Source organism: Xaviernesmea rhizosphaerae (genome assembly GCF_001938945.1).
GTDB classification, from domain to species: Bacteria; Pseudomonadota; Alphaproteobacteria; order Rhizobiales; family Rhizobiaceae; genus Xaviernesmea; species Xaviernesmea rhizosphaerae.
The window spans coordinates 67,365-83,723 of record NZ_MKIO01000031.1; the positions used below are offsets into that span (position 1 = coordinate 67,365).

Sequence of the window (16,359 nt, forward strand, 5' to 3'; positions counted from 1 at the left end):
GGGCAGCGCCATGACCGTCTTCTCGCGCTTCGATACGACCCTCTGGCACGCCACCGCGACGCCCGCGCCGCCGACCGGACCGCTTGAAGGCCCGATCAAGGCCGATGTCTGTATCGTCGGCGCCGGCTATAGCGGGCTGACGACCGCGCTGGAGCTGGCCAAAGCCGGGGTGAGCGTCGTCGTGCTGGAACGGGAGGAGGCCGGCTTCGGCGGCTCCGGCCGCAATGCCGGCCATTGCACGCCGACCTTCACCCATTACACCCTGCCGGAGCTCCGGCGCATGCTGGGCGAGCCCTGGGCCGAACGGCTGATCGAGCGGCAAACGCGGGCCAATGACCGGGTCTCGTCCATGATCCGCGATTACCAGATCGACTGCGAATGGGTGCAGAACGGCTATGTCATGGGCGCGCCGCACAAGGGCGCGATTGCCGCCATCCGGCAGAAGGTCGAGAGCTACAATGCGGTCGGCGCACGCACCCGTTTTCTCGAGCGCGACGAGGTGGCGGCGATCACCGGCAGCCGGCGCTTTCATGGCGGCTGGCTGCATGAGGAGGCCGGCCATCTCAACCCGCTCGGCTATGCGCGCGGCCTCGCCCGCGCCGTGATCCAGGAGGGCGCGAAGATCTTCACCCGCTCGGCGGCGCTCTCCTGCGAGCGTCATGCGGGCGGCGGCTGGACGGTCGGCACCACAGGCGGCAGCGTGACGGCGGACAAGGTCATCTTCACCACCGGCGCCTACACCGTCGGCGGCTGGCCGAAGCTTGAGCGGACCTTCAAGATCCAGCGCGTCTTCGTCGCGGCCACGCAGATCCTGTCGGACGAGACGCGCCGCACCGTTCTGCCCGAGAACACCACGATCCATGACGGACGCGGCGACATCTATGTCTACAAATACAATGCCGAGGGCCGCATCGTCGCCTCCATGTTCCCCATGGGCCGGCGCGGGCGCGACATGGCCTATACCCGGCAGGTGATGAGCGAGCGGCTCAAATGGCTGCATCCGCAGATCCGCGAGGAGATCCGCTGGGACTATTTCTGGTTCGGCGAACTCGACATGCAATATCGAACCGTGCCGCGCTTCTATGATCTGGCGCCGGGTGTCGTGGCTTTGACGGGCCTGTCCGGACGCGGCGTGCCCACCGGGTCGATGCTGGGCTCGATCCTGTCGGAATGGGCGCTCGGCAAGCCGCAGAACGAACTCGCCCTGAAGCTGGAGCCCTTGAAGGCCGCGCCCTTCTATATGGCCTTCGGCCCGGCGCTGACGCTGCGCTACCACCGCCTGCGCGACAATCTCGCCGCCCGGCTTTCCGGCGCGCCCCTGCCGCCACACGCCTGATCCCCCACACCCGACACGACGCTTCTTCAAGCGCGCTCTCACGCATCAAAAAGGAGACTGCCCATGACCATGCCGATCTACAACATTGCCGACGACATCGATCTGACGCCGGCCATGCCCGCCGAGGGCCGCGAAAGCGGCTCCTATCGCCGGCCGATCTGGCAGGACGAGATCGAAAACGGAACCATCGTCGCCGTGTGGAAGGCCGAACCGGGCATCTACACCTATCCGGGCCGCGACCTGGAGGAGACTTTCGTGGTCGTGGAAGGCGAGGCGATCTATTCCCAGGCCGAGGAGCCGCCGGTGAAGATCGGACCCGGCACGATCGTCAGCATCGCAAAGGGCGTGCCGAGCCGCCTGGAAATCCTCTCGCCCTTCCGCAAGCTCGCCACCGTCGTCCCAAAACCCTGACATGGCTTCAGAGCGCCGATCTCATGAAACCGGATCGGCCAGCGATGGGGAGGATTTTTTACGAAAGGGCGTCGGAAGAGACGAAAAAATCTCTCAAAATCTATTTTGTCTATTAATTTAGGCGAAAATTAGTTTTGCGAGGCTCCGATGAAACCGACCGCTCTTCTCTCTGCTCTCCTCATCGCCATTGCCGGGGCCGTTGCCGGGCCGGCCATGGCCGAAACCGTGAAGATCGGCGTCGTGCCGGGAGTCTATGGCGATTCTGTCGAGGCGCTGGTGCCGGAGGCGAAGGCGGCGGGGATCGACCTGGAGGTCATCGAATTCAGCGACTGGACGACGCCGAACGAGGCCCTGCAGGCCGGAGACCTCGATCTCAACTATTTCCAGCACGTGCCCTTCCTCAACAATGCCATCAAGCAGAAGGGCTACAAGATCGTTCCGATCGGCGTGGGCACGCTTGCCAATATCGGCATCTACTCCCTGAAGCACAAGGATTTCGCCAGCGTGCCCGAAGGGGCCAAGGTGGCGATCGCCAATGATCCGGTCAATCAGGGGCGCGGCCTGCTGCTGCTCGAAAAGGGTGGCCTGATCAAGCTGAAGCCCGGCGTCGGCTATCTCGGCACGCTTGATGACATCGTCGAGAACCCGAAAAAGGTGACCTTTAGCGAAGTGGAAGGTCCGCAGCTCGCCCGCATCACCGCCGATGTCGATGTTGCGCTCGGCTATCCCCACTTCATCATCGCCGCAAAGACCTTCGATCCCGGCTCGGCGCTGATCTATTCGGGCATCGATGACAAGCAGTTCGCCATCGTCTTCGCCGCCAATGCCGCGAAGGCCGACAATCCGGCGCTGAAGAAGGTGGTCGAGCTCTACCAGTCCTCCAAGGCCGTGCGCGACGCGATCGATGCGGGCTTCGCCCATAATCCCAAGCTCTACACGATCGCGTGGTAACGATGAGCCTGGCTTTCCTCGGGGTGGCAGACCATCCGCTTTTACAAGCCGGCGCGACGGCGCGCCATGACGCGAAGCCAGCGGTGTCTTCGCGCGGGGCGGCTGAATCAGGGCCTTCGGCCGGCTCGGAGACGCTGGCCGCCGGTTCCGTGCGTTTCGAGGGGGTCGGAAAGGTCTACACCTCGTCTGCCGGCCGCGTCGAGGCGCTGCAAGAGATCAGCATCGACATCGCCGCCGGCTCGGTCTTCGGCATCATCGGCCGCTCCGGCGCCGGCAAGTCGAGCCTGCTGCGCACCATCAACCGGTTGGAGCAGCCGACCGTCGGCCGGGTGCTGGTCGATGGCGAGGATATTGCGGCCTATGGGGAAAGCGCGCTTGTGGCGCTCCGGCGCCGCGTTGGCATGATCTTCCAGCACTTCAACCTGCTCTCGGCCAAGACCGTGTTCGGCAATGTCGCCCTGCCGCTTCTTGTGGCCGGTGTCGGCACGGCCGAGATCGAAGCGCGGGTGGGGGAGGTGCTGAAGCTCGTCGGCCTCGAAGGCAAGGAGAGGACCTATCCATCCCGGCTGTCCGGCGGCCAGAAGCAGCGTGTCGGCATTGCCCGCGCGCTGGTCAGCCGCCCGGACATCCTGCTCTGCGACGAGGCGACCTCCGCGCTCGATCCGGAAACGACGCTGTCGATCCTCTCGCTGCTGAAGGACATCAATCGCCGTCTCGGCCTCACCATCGTTCTGATCACCCATGAGATGAGTGTCATCCGCGAGATCTGCGACGAGGTGCTGGTGCTCGAGGCCGGCGGCATCGCCGAGACGGGGCCTGTCTGGCAGGTTTTCGGCAATCCCCGGCACGAGGCGACGAAGGCGCTGCTCGCGCCGCTGACACGCGGCCTGCCGGAGGAGATCGCCAGCCGAATGACGTCGTCGCCCGCAAGTGACACGGCGCTGGCGCTGATCGATTTCACCTATACGGGCGAGGGCGGCCGTGAACCGGATCTCGCACGGCTTGTGGCGCTACTCGGGTCCCAGCTACGCATCGTGCAGAGCCAGCTCGACAGGATCGACGGGCATCTCAGCGGCCGGCTGATCGTTTCGGCGCCGGCAGCAGGCGATCTGCCCTCCCGTCTTTCCGGCCAGGATCTGGCTCATGGCGCAAGGATCATCGGTTATGTCCCCGCAAATGCTTGACCGCCTCTGGCAGGCCTTTCTCGACACGCTGACCATGGTCGGCGTTTCCGCTATCATCGCCCTTGTCGTCGGCGTGCCGCTGGCCGTGTTTCTCGTGCTGTCTTCGCCCGGGGGCCTGATCAATGCCCCGCGCACCAACCGCGTGCTCGGCGCCGTTATCAACGGTTTTCGCGCCGCGCCTTTCATCGTTCTGCTGGTCGCCCTGCTGCCCTTCACGCGGCTGGTGACGGGAACGACGATCGGCGTCTGGGCGGCCATCGTGCCGCTGTCGATCAGCGCCACGCCCTTTCTGGCCCGCATTGCCGAGGTCAGCCTGCGCGAGGTCGAGCATGGCCTGATCGAGGCGGCGCAGGCGATCGGCTGCCGGCGCTGGCACATCATCCGCCATGTCCTGCTGCCGGAAGCGCTGCCCGGCCTCGTCGGCGGTTTCACCATCACCGTCGTCTCGATGATCGGCGCCTCCGCCATGGCCGGCGCCGTGGGCGCCGGCGGGCTCGGCGACATGGCGATCCGCTATGGCTACCAGCGTTTCGACACCACGGTCATGGTCGCGGTTCTCGTGGTGCTGATCGCCACCGTCTGCCTCGTCCAGTTCATCGGCGACAGCGCGGTGCGACGGCTGCGTGCCCGCTGACCGTCTCCCTTCACATTCTGAACCAGAGTAATGCCATGACCCGCCCGCAGGCCCAGACCGTGCCCCCTGCCACCGAAAGCGAGCGTGAGCGCCGGCGCTCCGGGCCACCGCGTCCGGTGCATCGCATCCGGGAGGATGGGGAAGCGCTGGAGATCGCCCATCTGCTCGCCGAACGCTTCCAGGCCGGCGCCGCAGACCGTGACCGGGAGCGACGCCTGCCCTGGGACGAGATCGAGGCCTATACCGAAAGCGGCCTCGGCGCGATCACCGTGCCGAAAGACTTTGGCGGCACGGGCGCGCGCTACGAGACCCTGGCGAAGGTCTTCGAGATCCTCTGCGCCGCCGACCCGGCGCTGGGGCAGATCCCGCAGAACCATTTCGGTGTGCTGGCCCTGGTCCATGATATCGGCACGCCGGCGCAGAAGGCCCGCATCTATGCGGATGTGCTGGCCGGCCACCGCATCGGCAATGCCGGGCCCGAGCGCAAGACGCGGCTGATCACCATCGCCACGACCCGGCTGGAAGAGACCGGCGAGGGTCTTCGCCTCACCGGCGAGCGCTTCTATTCCACCGGCTCGATCTTCGCCCATTACATCCCGACAAGGGCGGTGGACGCGCAAGGGCGGGCGGTGCAGGTCTGGGCGCGCGGCGATGCCGAGGGGGTGACCGTCATCGACGACTGGAATTCCTTCGGCCAGCGCACCACCGCAAGCGGCAGCGTGATCTTCGATCGCGTGGCGATCGATCCGCTGCTCGTCTTTCCCGTCCATGCCTTTGCCGATCGTCCGGGCCTTGCAGGGCCCGCTTCGCAGCTGATCCAGGCGGCCATCGATGCCGGCATCGCACAGGCGGCCTTCGACGATGCCTGCCGCTTCGTACGGGAGCGGGCGCGCCCCTGGATGGATTCAGGGCTGGAGCGCGCGACGGACGATCCGACCATCCTCCATTCGGTCGGGCATCTGGCAACGGAGCTGCATGCCGCGCAGGAAATCCTCTACGAGGCCGGCCGCGTGCTCGATAGGGTCTCGGCCGCGCCGGTCACCGCGCAGAGCAGCGCGGAGGCCTCCGTCACCGTTGCCGAGGCGAAGATCCTCACGACGGAGATCGCGCTGGACGCCAGCGAAACGCTGTTCGACCTCGCCGGCTCCGCCGCCACCCGCGCGGCCCACAATCTCGACCGGCACTGGCGCAATGCGCGGGTGCACACGCTGCATGATCCTGTGCGCTGGAAATATCACCTGATCGGCAACCATGAACTCAACGGCGCGCTGCCGGCCCGCCATCAGTGGAACTGAGCGATGACCAACCGCCATCCCGCCCAACCCGTTCTCGCGCGGCCGGCCGCTCCGCCACAGGCCATCCCGCATCGGATCGCCTCGGATGCCGAGGCGATCGCGGTCGCGCAAGACTTCGCCGAGACGCTGCGGGCCGGCGCATCGAAACGCGATGCCGAGCGGCATCTTCCGTGGGACGAGCTGGACGCCTTCGTGGCGACAGGGCTCTGGGGCATCAGCGTGCCCAGGGCCTATGGCGGCGCCGGCGTTTCGGCCGGCACGCTCGCACGGGTCACCGCGATCATCGCGGCCGCCGATGGCTCGCTGTCGCAGATTCCGCAGAACCACTATTATTCGCTGGAAGTGCTGCGCGTCGGCGGCAGCGAGGCGCAGAAGCGGTTCTTCTATGACCGCGTTCTGGCCGGCGAACGCACCGGCAATGCGCTGGCCGAAATCGGCCAGAAGGATTTCAAGCGGCGGACCCGGCTTTACCGCGAAGATGGCGGCTGGCGCGTCGATGGCACCAAATATTACTGCACCGGCGCGATCTATGCCCATTGGATCCCGACGCTCGTCTCGGTGGAGGAAGACGGGGCCGCGCGAACCCAGATCGTCTTCATCCCGCGCACCGCGCCCGGCGTCAGCATCCTCGACGATTGGGACGGCTTCGGCCAGCGGGTGACGGGCAGCGGCACGGTGCATTTCGACGCTGTGTCCGTCGAGCCGGAATGCATCGTGCCGTTCCAGTCATCCTTCGAGCGGCCGACCACCATCGGTCCGGTCGCGCAGATCATCCACGCCGCCATCGATCTCGGCATCGGCGAGGGCGCCTATCGCGACATGCTCGCCTTCGTGCGCGAGCGGGCGCGTCCCTGGATCGACGCGAAGGTCGAGAGCGCGGGGGAAGACCCGCTGACGCTCAGCGAAATCGGCAAGGTGCGGGTGCGCCTGAGAGCGGCCGACGCGCTGCTGCGCAAGGCGGGCGAACGCGTCGATGCGGCAATGGCGAACCCGACCGAGGAGACAGTCGCTGCCGCCTCCATCGCGGTCGCCGAGGCGAAGATCCTCGCGACGAAGGCCGGGCTTCTGGCCGCCAACAAGCTGTTCGAGCTCTCGGGAACCTCCGCCACCATGGCCGAGGACAATTACGACCGGCACTGGCGCAATGTGCGCACCCATACGCTGCATGATCCGGTCCGATGGAAGTACCAGGCGGTCGGGCAGTATCACCTCAATGGCCGCCATCCGCCCCGCCACGGCGCGATCTGAGCGCGTCCGCACGTCTTCAGAGCATCGGACTGAAAATCATACGCGGACCGATGCTCTAATTTTTTGTTTTGCATCGGATTTTTCCGAAAACCGGTTCCCACTTTTCGGTCCGATGCTCTAAAAATCGAAATCAGACATGTCCAAGCGAAAACAGATCCTTCTCAACGCCTTCAGCATGAATTGCGTCGGCCACATCAATCACGGCCTGTGGACGCATCCGCGTGACCGCTCGGCGGACTATCGGCGCCTGTCCTACTGGACGGATCTGGCCAAAACGCTGGAGCGCGGCCTGTTCGACGGGATCTTCCTCGCCGATATCATCGGCGTTTACGATATTTATCAGAGCTCGGTGGATCTGACGCTGAAAGAATCCATCCAGCTTCCGGTCAATGACCCGATCCTGCTGATCTCGGCCATGGCCGCGGCGACGCAGCATCTCGGCTTCGGCGTCACCGTCAACACCAGCGTGGAGGCGCCCTATTCCTTCGCGCGGCGCATGTCGACGCTCGATCACCTGACCGAGGGGCGCATCGGCTGGAACATCGTCACCGGCTATCTGGATAGCGCGGCCCGCGCGCTGGGGCAATCTGGCCTTGGCGAGCACGACAGCCGCTATGACCGGGCGGATGATTATCTCGACGTGCTCTACAAGCTCTGGGAGGCGAGCTGGGCTGAAGATGCCGTCAAACGGGACAAGGCTGCCCGCATCTTCGCGGACCCGGCCCGCGTCCGGGCGATCCGGCATGAAGGCCCCTATTATCGCAGCGAAGGCTATCACCTGTCGGAACCCTCGGCACAGCGCACGCCGGTGCTCTACCAGGCCGGCACTTCCGGCCGCGGCCGGCAGTTCGCGGCCCGGCACGGCGAGTGCATCTTCATCGGCGCCACCGACAAGGCGGCCGCCGCGCGCACGGCGCGCGCCCTGCGCGAGGAAGCCGTTGCGGCCGGTCGCGCGCCCGACGATATCAAGATCTTCGTCGGCATCACCGTCGTGCCGGGCCGGACCACCGCCGACGCCGAGGAAAAGCTCGCCGATTATCTCGATCATGCTAGCCCCGAAGCGGGCCTTGCGCATTTTGCGGCCGGCAGCGGCATCGATTTTTCCCGCTTCGATGCCGACGAGCCGATCGACTACGGCACGGGCAACGCCATCCAGTCCGTCAACCAGCTCGCCCGCCAGAAGGGCTGGACCAAGCGCCAACTGCTGAAGGAGCTCGCCATTGGCGGGCGCTACCCGATTGTCGTCGGCGACGGCGCCAAGGTGGCCGAGGAGCTGATCGGCTGGATCGACGAAGGCGGCATCGACGGGTTCAACCTGGCCCGCACCGTGGTGCCGGAAAGCTATGTCGATTTCATCGACATCGTCATCCCCGAACTGCAGGCCCGTGGCGCCTACAAGACCGCCTATGCAGACGGAACGCTGCGCCACCGCCTCTTCGGCCGCGGCGACCACCTGCCCGAAAACCATCCCGGAAGCCGGCAGGCGCGGGCGCAAGCGTGGTGACGGCGGATCGGCGCCACTCTGGCTTCGTGACCGCAGGAGCGGCATCCTCTGAACGTGCCGTCGCGACGCGCGCCACCATTCGGCGACGCTGCCCTATACCTCTTCAGCCTTTACCCACCGGTAAGGGTCGCGCTGCACGGCGCGATGCCCAACGATCTCATGCGTTTGCGCTGCGGCTGACGCCATAGGTCAGCGCCAGCGCGCCGACGAGGACGGCGCCCTTGACGAAGTCCTGGGTGTAATAGGGGGCGTTCAGCATGGTCAGCCCGTTGAGCAGCACGCCGACGAAGACGGCGCCGACGGCGGTTCCGAGCACGTTGGGCCTGCGCAGGCCGAGAACAGCAAAGCCGATCAGCGAGGCGGCGACGGAATCCATCAGCAGCGAGGCGCCGGAGGAGACATCGCCGCGACCGACGCGCGCGGCCACGATGATGCCGCCGAGCGAAGCCAGCGTGCCGGAGAGCACATAGGCCAAGGCCTTCAGCCGCGCCGTATTGGCCCCCGCCAGCCGGGCCGCCACCTCATTGCCGCCGATGGCGAACAGCAGGCGTCCGGTCCGGGTGTGCTCGGTCAGCACATGCAAAAGCAGTGCGGCCAATAGCATGAGCAGAACGGGCAGGGGCACCAGGCCGCCCAGGCTCGAACGTCCGATGAGCAGAAAGGCGGCATCCACCTTGCCGGTCGCCTTGCTGCCATCCGGCAGGACGAGCCCGGCGGAGATCGAGCGGCCGGCCGTCGGGATCAGCTGAAGCCCTGTCAGCAGGAACATGACGGCAAGCGTTGCCAGGAGATCGGGGATCTTCAACCGCACGATCAGGAAGGCGTTGAAGGCGCCGACGAGCGCGCCGAAGGCAAGCACGAGTGCGACGGTGGCGCCGGCGCCGAGATCCAGCACGATCATCGCATAGCTGGCGGCCATCACGCTGGAGGCCGCCACCGCGCCGACCGACAGATCGAAGCCGCCAATGGCGAGCGTCACCGTCACGCCCGCACCGATGATTGCAACCACGGCGACCGCCTGCAGGATGCTCATGAGATTGCCGATCGTCAGGAAGGCCGGCTGCGCGATGCTGAAAAGCACGAGCAGCGCCGCCAGCAGAATGAATACGGCCCCCCGCCGCGCGGTCTCCTGCAGAAGGCGCAGGCCGGAGGCAGCGGCAGCGGGCGGCTTTGTCTGTTCGGTGACCGTCGTCATGGGGCAGACCTTTCGAGCAGGAAGGCAGGCGCGGGGGCGGGGGCGAGCGCAGGGCGGGGGGCAATGCTGTGCAGGCTGTGCTGGTCCATCACGAAGACCCGGTCGGCAACCTCATGGGCCTCCTCCGGATCGGAGGTGGCAATCAGCGTGGCGCGGTCGCGGTGGCTGCGGATGGTGGCGATGATGTCATGGCGCGCGCCGACATCGACGCCCTGAAAGGGTTCGTCCAGAAGAAGAAAACGGCCGGGGACCACCTCCCAGCGGGCGAGAACCGTCTTCTGCTGGTTGCCGCCCGACAGCGACCAGACCGAGGCATCCGCGCCGGCCGCCTTGATGCCGAGACGCGCGATCGCCCGGTCCGCCTCCTGGCGCTCGCGGCCGGACATCATCAGATCGAAGGGATACCAGCGCCGCAGATGCGGCAGGCTGATCGTGGCGGCAATGCTGGAGCCCGGCCAGTCGCGCGGCATCAGCGAGGAGCGGTGCCGGTCTTCGGCCGCAAGTGCCACGCCGCGCGCAATGGCATCCGCCGGCCCGGTTGGACGATAGGGTGCCCCGTCTAGCGTCGCTTTTCCGCCCGCAAGCCTGCCGATGCCGAACAGCGCCGAGAGCAGCCGGCTCTTGCCGGCGCCGAGAACCCCTGTGATGGCCACCACTTCGCCGGCATGCACGGTGAGGTCGAAGGCCGGCCTGTCCGGCAGCAGTCTTGCGCCGGTGAGGCTGAGAACGGGTGGGCCGAGATCCGCGCGCTGGGTCGGCCTCGCCCGCGCAAGCGAACGCCCGATCATCGTTTCCACGGCCGCGTCCAGATCCAGGGGGCGGCGAAACGCGCCGGCATTGCGCCCGCCGCGCAGCACCTCGACCCGGTCGGCAACGGCAGCGAGATCGGCCGTCCTGTGGGAGATGAGGAGGATGGCGAGACCGCGCGCCTTCAGGCTCAGGAGGATCTCGTAGAGCCGGCGGCACTCCGTGCCGGAGAGGCTCGCCGTCGGCTCGTCCAGGATCAGCACATCGGCCTTGTCGGACAGCGCGCGGGCAATGGCGACGAGCTGGCGTTCTGCCGCGCCCAGCTCGGCGAAGTCGCGGTCGAGCGGCAGGTCAAAGCCGGCATGGGCGGTAACGCGGCGCGCGGCGCGCAAAACGGCCGACCTTGAGAGGAAGTAGGGCATTTTGCCGGTGACGTAACGGTTCAGGAGCAGGGAGTCCGCAACGCTGAGGCCGGGAATGCCCACGACGTCGGTCGACTGGTGAACGGTGACGATGCCGCACCGGGCCGCCTCCGCCGGGCTCTTCGGCGCGATCTCCCTGCCATTCAGCCGCACTGTTCCCTGATCGGCCCGTTCCACGCCGGAGAGGATTTTCACCAGTGTGGATTTGCCCGCGCCATTGGCGCCCATCAGCGCGACGATTTCGCCGCGCTCCAGCACGAGGCTCGCGCCGGCGAGAGCCTGGGTGGAGCCGTACCGGCGAAAGATCTCATGTGCTTCCAGCAGTGCCATGGCGGGTGAACCGTTCCTGTCTGCCTGTGTCCTAGCGCCTGGGCCAGACAGCTCAAGGAATTAGATCTCTTTATCGATAGACAATATAGAAATGTGTTCCTGGCGCTGATCGCGCGCTTGGCCGCAGCGGCTTTCTCGTGAGGTTGGGGCCAGTCTCGCACACGCTCCTGCAGGGAAACAAAGCGGCTGCGCAGGCCCGCCAGCGTAGCAAAATTGTTTCCAAAGCGGGCGGTGCCGAACGAGCATCAATCTACAAAAACTATATACTATATATGATGCTGGAGGCATCCACCCGAACGCTTCCGGAGCCCCTATGAGACCCTCTATGCACCTCGCCACACTGACCGCGTTTTCCCTCCTCGCTGCGGCGCCGGCCGTGCTGGCCGCAGGCATTTCCGGTGCGCCGGCCCCCTTTGACAAAGGCGGCGTCAAGCTGGCGCTGGTCAGCTATCTCTCCGCCGGCGATTTCTTCCAGGCCTATCAGGCGGGGGCCGAGGCCCAGGCAAAGGCGTTGGGCGCGGATCTTAGGATCTTCCCGGGCCGGCAGAATGCGGCCGAGCAGCGCGAGCAGATCCTACAGGCCATCAATCTCGGCGTTCAGGCCATCATCGTCGATCACGGCCTGCCGGAATCCCTGGCGGATGTCGTCCAGCAGGCGCTCGACAAGGGCATCAAGGTTGTGGCCTTCGACGTCAATCTGAACAATCCGAAGATCACCCAGATCGAGCAGTCGGACCACAAGCTGGCCGAAAGCGCGCTCAATCAGGCGCTGAAGGACAATGGCGCGGCCTTCAAGGCGGGTTATGTCTATGTGGCCGGCTTTGCGCCGCTCGACCGGCGCAATGAGGTCTGGGACAAGGTGAAGGCCGCCAATCCCGGCATCGTCGAGGCCGCCCGCTTCGGCGTCGTCAGCGATACGACCGCGACGAGCACGGCCGATCAGGCAAAGGCGGCACTGCGCGCCAATCCCGATATTTCCGTGGTGTTCGCGCCCTATGACGAGTTCGCCCGCGGCGTGAAGCTCGCCGCTGTCGATCTCGGGATCGCGGATAAGCTGAAGATCTATTCGGCCGATATTTCCACCGCCGACATTCAGGAAATCGTCGAGCCGGGCAGCCCGTGGGTGGCGACCGCCGCGACCAATCCCGCCGTCGTGGGCGCCGTCTCCATTCGCGCCGCCGCCCTGCAGATCGCGGGCGAAACCTTGCCGCAGACGATCGTCGTGGAACCCGTTCTGGTGACGCAGCAGCAATTGCGCGACGCCGGTGTCACTACCATCGAAGACCTCGCCAAGAAGATCCCCGCCTTCTCGACCAGCGCGGCCGCGACTGCAACCTGGATCCCGCTTGCCGCCTTCTAAGGGCGTTCTTCCTGGGGCGTGATCTGAGAACATCCCAAAGGGGCGATGCGCAAAATTGCGTTTCGCCCCTTATACCAAGTGTCGATGATAGGGACCTATAGGATGGCTCAGCTGTGGTTTCTGGCTAGGCGCGATGGGCAGCGCGATGCTGTCGCATCGGGCAAGCATCGCAACGACGCCAGAGACCAGAGCTGAGCCACCTTCGGCAGGCTTTCCGGGCCTTCTGGCGTTGTCGAGGCTCTTGACCGATGCGACAGCATCGATCTGCGAACCTCTCCTAGCCAGAAAGCCCGGAAAGCCTGTCCTATAGGTTCCTATCATCGACACTTGGTATTATGCCTCCGGAGCACCAGGTAAGAAGTCCTTAGGACCATTTTGGACTTTTGAGATTTCTGGCAAAGATGATCAGGACGAAAGAGGACTTTGCGCGTCCGCCAAGACGTTCCAGACAGCGCGAAACGATCAACGGGATTTTGCATGACTTGAAGCCTGATCCTGTCGATCCCGGTGTCACTCCGGTGGGATCGTACCCTGGCCGAGCTTTCCCGTTTGCCCGCTATTGTCGTCAAGCCTGGCGCTCTGGACGAGTTTCGCCAGCCAGTCGACGAAGACCCTGACCTTGTTGGAAAGATGTCTGGTGTGCGGATAGACGATGTAGAGCGGCAGGGGCTCGCAGCGCCAGGGCTGCAGAACCTCCACCAGTTCTCCCTTTTCCAGCGCATCGCGCACCAGGAAGCTTGGCGCCTGGGCGACGCCAAGCCCTGATATTGCCGCATTGACATAGGAGCGGGCGTCGTTGACCGAGACGACATAATGCGGATCGACCTCGATCCTCTCTTCGCCCTTCTCGAAGGCGATCGACATCACCCGGCCGGCGGTCGCGTTGAGATAGCCGACGCAAAAATGGTTTTGTTCAAGATCCTGCGGATGGACCGGCGCCCCGAATTTCTGGATGTAGGACGGGGCGGCATAGGTCTGCATGGTCATCTGCCCGACCTTGCGGGCGATCAGCGACTGGTCCGTCGGGGTTCCACCGCGTAAGGCGCAGTCGACGTTTTCGGCGATATAATCGACCAACCGGTCGCCGACGCCGATATCCAGCCGGATCTTCGGGAAGCGATCGTGGAAATCGCACAGATTGGGCACGACCAGCAGATCCGCGAAAGCGCCGGCCATTTCCACGCGCAATCGCCCGGAGGGCTGGGTCTGCGAATTCGACATGCTGCCGTCGAGCTCGTCGAGTTCGGCCAGGATCTGCTGGGCCCGCTCGTAATAAAGCGCGCCGTCGGTCGTCACCATCACGCGGCGCGTGGTGCGATTGAGCAAGGTCGCGCGCAGATGGGCCTCCAGTCCCTGCACCATATTGGTCACCGTCGTCTTCGGCATGTTCAGCGTCGCGGCCGCGCGCGTGAAGTTTCCGGTCTCGACGACCCGAAGGAAAACCCGCATCGCCGACAGCTGATCCATCAAGCCACCTCCTGCTGCAATGCGCTATTGTCCAAAATTTCGGAACAGTGATGTCCGCCTTGCCGACTTGCGCTATTTTCTCCGAACAATAATATCATACGCAGAGACAAAGACAAGCATGCCTTACGTAAGGCGAGAGTGAGAGACTTTGGCCGAGCGTTGGGAAAATATCGGGGTCAACGGCCCGCTGACGCCACCCATTCCCATGCGGTTGTATGGGGAGATGGCCAAGGCCAAGGGCGCGCCGATCATCCTCTATTTTCGCGGCGATGCCTTTCAGGGCAAGGCCATGACGCAGGCCGAGCGACCGGTGGGCACCGCCCTGGCCGCTGCGGGCGCGACCGTGGTCGAGGCTGACTATGCCAGAGGATCGGACAATCGCTTTCCGCAGGCGATGGAACATGCCTTCATGGCGCTTGCCTATCTGAGCACCAAGCGCAAGCTCTATGGTGGTCTGACCCGCTCGCCGCTCTTCGTCGCAGGCGACGAGGCGGGCGGCAATATCGCCGCGGGCGTCGCGCTCAAGGCGCGGGACGTGCAGCTCGGCGATCTCTCGGGGCAGATCCTGCTGTCGCCGCTGATCGACCCGATGATGGCGTCGCAGTCGATGCGCGAAGCCGGGGAACAGTCGCTGCGCGAACGCTGGGCCGAGGGCTGGAGCCACTATTTGCAGGCGGGCTGCGGCTTTCAGCATCCCTATGCGGCCCCGTGCCTGTGCTCGCGGCTTTCGGGTGTCGCGCCGGCCCTGGTCGTGACATCGCAGGACGATCCGCTGCGCGACGAAGCGAGCGGCTATGCCGAAAGGCTTGCCGCTTCGGGTGTCGCTGTCAGCAAGACGGTTTTGCCGGCGCGTTGCGGCTGGACCGGCATCTATAATGGCGCAGACGGCCCATGGATGGCCGAATTGCGCGAGGAGTTCATTCGTTTCATGCAGCAGACGAGCGCTTAAGATTTCGCATCATCGAGAGCATCGGACCGAACCCTGATTTCGCTCTGATGCGCCCGAGCAGACGACCGGCCGTATGCCAAGGCCGTAAGGAGAGTAACCATGACATCGAAGGCAAAAAACTGGGCCCTGTGGGGCGCCGGGCTGAGCACGGCTGCGCTCATTGCAGCGGCCTCGGTCTATCTCGAACTGCCGCGCGACGCCAGTGCCGCGCCCGCCACGGCAGCGGCACCGCCGCCGGCCGTTCCGGTGACGGTCGCTGTCGTCAATCCGCGCAACATCACCACCTGGCAGGAATTTTCCGGCCGGCTGGAAGCCGTCGACCGCGTGCAGATCCGCCCGCGTGTGGCCGGCGTGATCCAGTCGGTGCATTTCCGCGAAGGCGGTTTGGTCAAGGCGGGTGACCTGCTGATGACCATCGATCCGGAGCCCTACAAGGCCGAGGTCGCCCAAGCCCAGGGGCAGGTCGCCTCGTCAGAGGCCAAACTGGACTTTGCCACCACCGAACTTGCGCGCGGCAAGACGCTGGCCGCCAAGAACATCATCTCGCAGAGCGACCTGACCCAGCGCCAGAGCGCCCAGAGCGAGGCGCTGGCCAACCTGCAGTCCGCCAAGGCCACCTTGACGACGGCGCAGCTCAATCTCGGCTATACGCAGATCCGGGCTCCGATCGCCGGGCGCGCCGGTAAGCTGGAAATGACGGTGGGCAATCTCGTGGCCGCGGGCTCCGCCTCCACGCCGCTGGTGACGCTGGTTTCCAGCGATCCGATCTATGCGAGTTTCGATGCCGGCGAGGAGCTGGTGGCGAAGATCCTCGCCGATCTGCCGGTTGAAAACGGCGTGCCGGCGATCGATCGGGTGCCTGTCGAGGTCAGTACGCTTGCCACGGACGCACCGGTGCGCGGAAAGCTGCAGCTGATCGACAATGAGGTCAATGCCGCAAGCGGCACGATCCGCGTGCGCGCGGTCTTCGACAATCCCGGTTCGCGGCTCATCCCCGGCCAGTTCGTTCGCGTTCGCATGGGCCAGCCGAAGGCGCAGGATCGCCTGATGGTCAGCGAAAAGGCGGTCGGCACCGACCAGGACAAGAAGTTCGTCTTCGTGGTCGATGGCGAGAACAAGGTGGGCTACCGGCAGGTGGAGCTGGGGTCGGCCGTGGACGGTCTGCGGATCGTCGAAAAGGGCCTGAACCCCGGCGACCGCATCGTCGTCAACGGCCTGCAGCGCATTCGTCCGGGCGCGGTGGTGGCCCCGCATGAAGAAGCCGAGCTTGCCAACAAGTAAAGGGCCGACCGGCTCCTGAAGCAGCGGACCGAAGAATAGCAACCG

14 protein-coding genes are annotated in these 16,359 nt (G+C 65.3%); 11 read left to right on the top strand and 3 right to left on the bottom strand.

What is annotated here, in order from left to right:
• The first annotated feature begins 10 nt into the window (after nucleotides 1-10).
• The 8 genes from BJF92_RS13615 to BJF92_RS13650 all read left to right on the top strand — a co-directional run bounded on the left by BJF92_RS13615 (nucleotide 11) and on the right by BJF92_RS13650 (nucleotide 8,563).
• Nucleotides 11-1,336 carry an NAD(P)/FAD-dependent oxidoreductase gene (locus BJF92_RS13615; RefSeq protein WP_075635291.1) on the top strand — a complete coding sequence of 442 codons (1,326 nt, stop codon included), beginning with the start codon at nucleotides 11-13 and terminating at the stop codon, nucleotides 1,334-1,336.
• 63 nt (nucleotides 1,337-1,399) lie between these two features.
• A complete protein-coding gene (locus BJF92_RS13620) occupies nucleotides 1,400-1,747 on the top strand; it encodes a cupin domain-containing protein (RefSeq protein WP_075635292.1) in 348 nt (115 codons plus the stop codon).
• A gap of 147 nt (nucleotides 1,748-1,894) precedes the next feature.
• Nucleotides 1,895-2,698, top strand: a complete 804-nt coding sequence (locus tag BJF92_RS13625; protein ID WP_075635293.1) for a MetQ/NlpA family ABC transporter substrate-binding protein — start codon at nucleotides 1,895-1,897, stop codon at nucleotides 2,696-2,698.
• Between the two features lie 2 nt (nucleotides 2,699-2,700).
• The gene (locus BJF92_RS13630) at nucleotides 2,701-3,882 is read left to right on the top strand and encodes a methionine ABC transporter ATP-binding protein (RefSeq protein ID WP_078058016.1); all 1,182 of its coding nucleotides are present in this window, start codon (nucleotides 2,701-2,703) and stop codon (nucleotides 3,880-3,882) included.
• Nucleotides 3,863-4,516: a methionine ABC transporter permease gene (locus BJF92_RS13635; RefSeq protein ID WP_075635294.1), complete on the top strand. Its 654-nt coding sequence runs from the start codon at nucleotides 3,863-3,865 to the stop codon at nucleotides 4,514-4,516. Before BJF92_RS13630 ends, BJF92_RS13635 begins: the two co-directional genes overlap by 20 nt.
• Before the next feature lie 35 nt (nucleotides 4,517-4,551).
• Nucleotides 4,552-5,811: an SfnB family sulfur acquisition oxidoreductase gene (locus tag BJF92_RS13640; protein WP_075635295.1), complete on the top strand. Its 1,260-nt coding sequence runs from the start codon at nucleotides 4,552-4,554 to the stop codon at nucleotides 5,809-5,811.
• A gap of 3 nt (nucleotides 5,812-5,814) precedes the next feature.
• A complete protein-coding gene (locus BJF92_RS13645; RefSeq protein ID WP_075635296.1) occupies nucleotides 5,815-7,059 on the top strand; it encodes an SfnB family sulfur acquisition oxidoreductase in 1,245 nt (414 codons plus the stop codon).
• A gap of 136 nt (nucleotides 7,060-7,195) precedes the next feature.
• Complete coding sequence (locus BJF92_RS13650) at nucleotides 7,196-8,563, top strand: LLM class flavin-dependent oxidoreductase (RefSeq protein WP_075635297.1); 1,368 nt, start codon at nucleotides 7,196-7,198, stop codon at nucleotides 8,561-8,563.
• 157 nt (nucleotides 8,564-8,720) lie between these two features.
• Here the strand turns inward: BJF92_RS13650 and BJF92_RS13655 are convergent, their stop codons facing one another.
• Both BJF92_RS13655 and BJF92_RS13660 read right to left on the bottom strand, forming a co-directional pair.
• The gene (locus BJF92_RS13655) at nucleotides 8,721-9,758 is read right to left on the bottom strand and encodes an ABC transporter permease (protein WP_075635298.1); all 1,038 of its coding nucleotides are present in this window, start codon (nucleotides 9,756-9,758) and stop codon (nucleotides 8,721-8,723) included.
• Nucleotides 9,755-11,257, bottom strand: a complete 1,503-nt coding sequence (locus BJF92_RS13660; RefSeq protein ID WP_075635299.1) for a sugar ABC transporter ATP-binding protein — start codon at nucleotides 11,255-11,257, stop codon at nucleotides 9,755-9,757. The genes BJF92_RS13655 and BJF92_RS13660 overlap by 4 nt, the downstream gene beginning before the upstream one ends.
• Nucleotides 11,258-11,582: 325 nt before the next feature.
• Here BJF92_RS13660 and BJF92_RS13665 point away from each other — a divergent pair, with 325 nt between their 5' ends.
• The gene (locus BJF92_RS13665; protein ID WP_075635300.1) at nucleotides 11,583-12,617 is read left to right on the top strand and encodes a substrate-binding domain-containing protein; all 1,035 of its coding nucleotides are present in this window, start codon (nucleotides 11,583-11,585) and stop codon (nucleotides 12,615-12,617) included.
• Between the two features lie 510 nt (nucleotides 12,618-13,127).
• On the opposite strand, the gene BJF92_RS13670 is transcribed toward BJF92_RS13665, so the two are convergent.
• Nucleotides 13,128-14,084 carry a LysR family transcriptional regulator gene (locus BJF92_RS13670; protein ID WP_075635301.1) on the bottom strand — a complete coding sequence of 319 codons (957 nt, stop codon included), beginning with the start codon at nucleotides 14,082-14,084 and terminating at the stop codon, nucleotides 13,128-13,130.
• A gap of 205 nt (nucleotides 14,085-14,289) precedes the next feature.
• Between BJF92_RS13670 and BJF92_RS13675 the strand changes: the two genes are divergently transcribed.
• Both BJF92_RS13675 and BJF92_RS13680 read left to right on the top strand, forming a co-directional pair.
• Nucleotides 14,290-15,033, top strand: coding sequence for an alpha/beta hydrolase fold domain-containing protein (locus BJF92_RS13675; protein ID WP_075635532.1), 744 nt, complete (start codon nucleotides 14,290-14,292; stop codon nucleotides 15,031-15,033).
• 99 nt (nucleotides 15,034-15,132) lie between these two features.
• Nucleotides 15,133-16,314 carry an efflux RND transporter periplasmic adaptor subunit gene (locus BJF92_RS13680; protein ID WP_075635302.1) on the top strand — a complete coding sequence of 394 codons (1,182 nt, stop codon included), beginning with the start codon at nucleotides 15,133-15,135 and terminating at the stop codon, nucleotides 16,312-16,314.
• The last annotated feature ends 45 nt before the right edge of the window (nucleotides 16,315-16,359 follow it).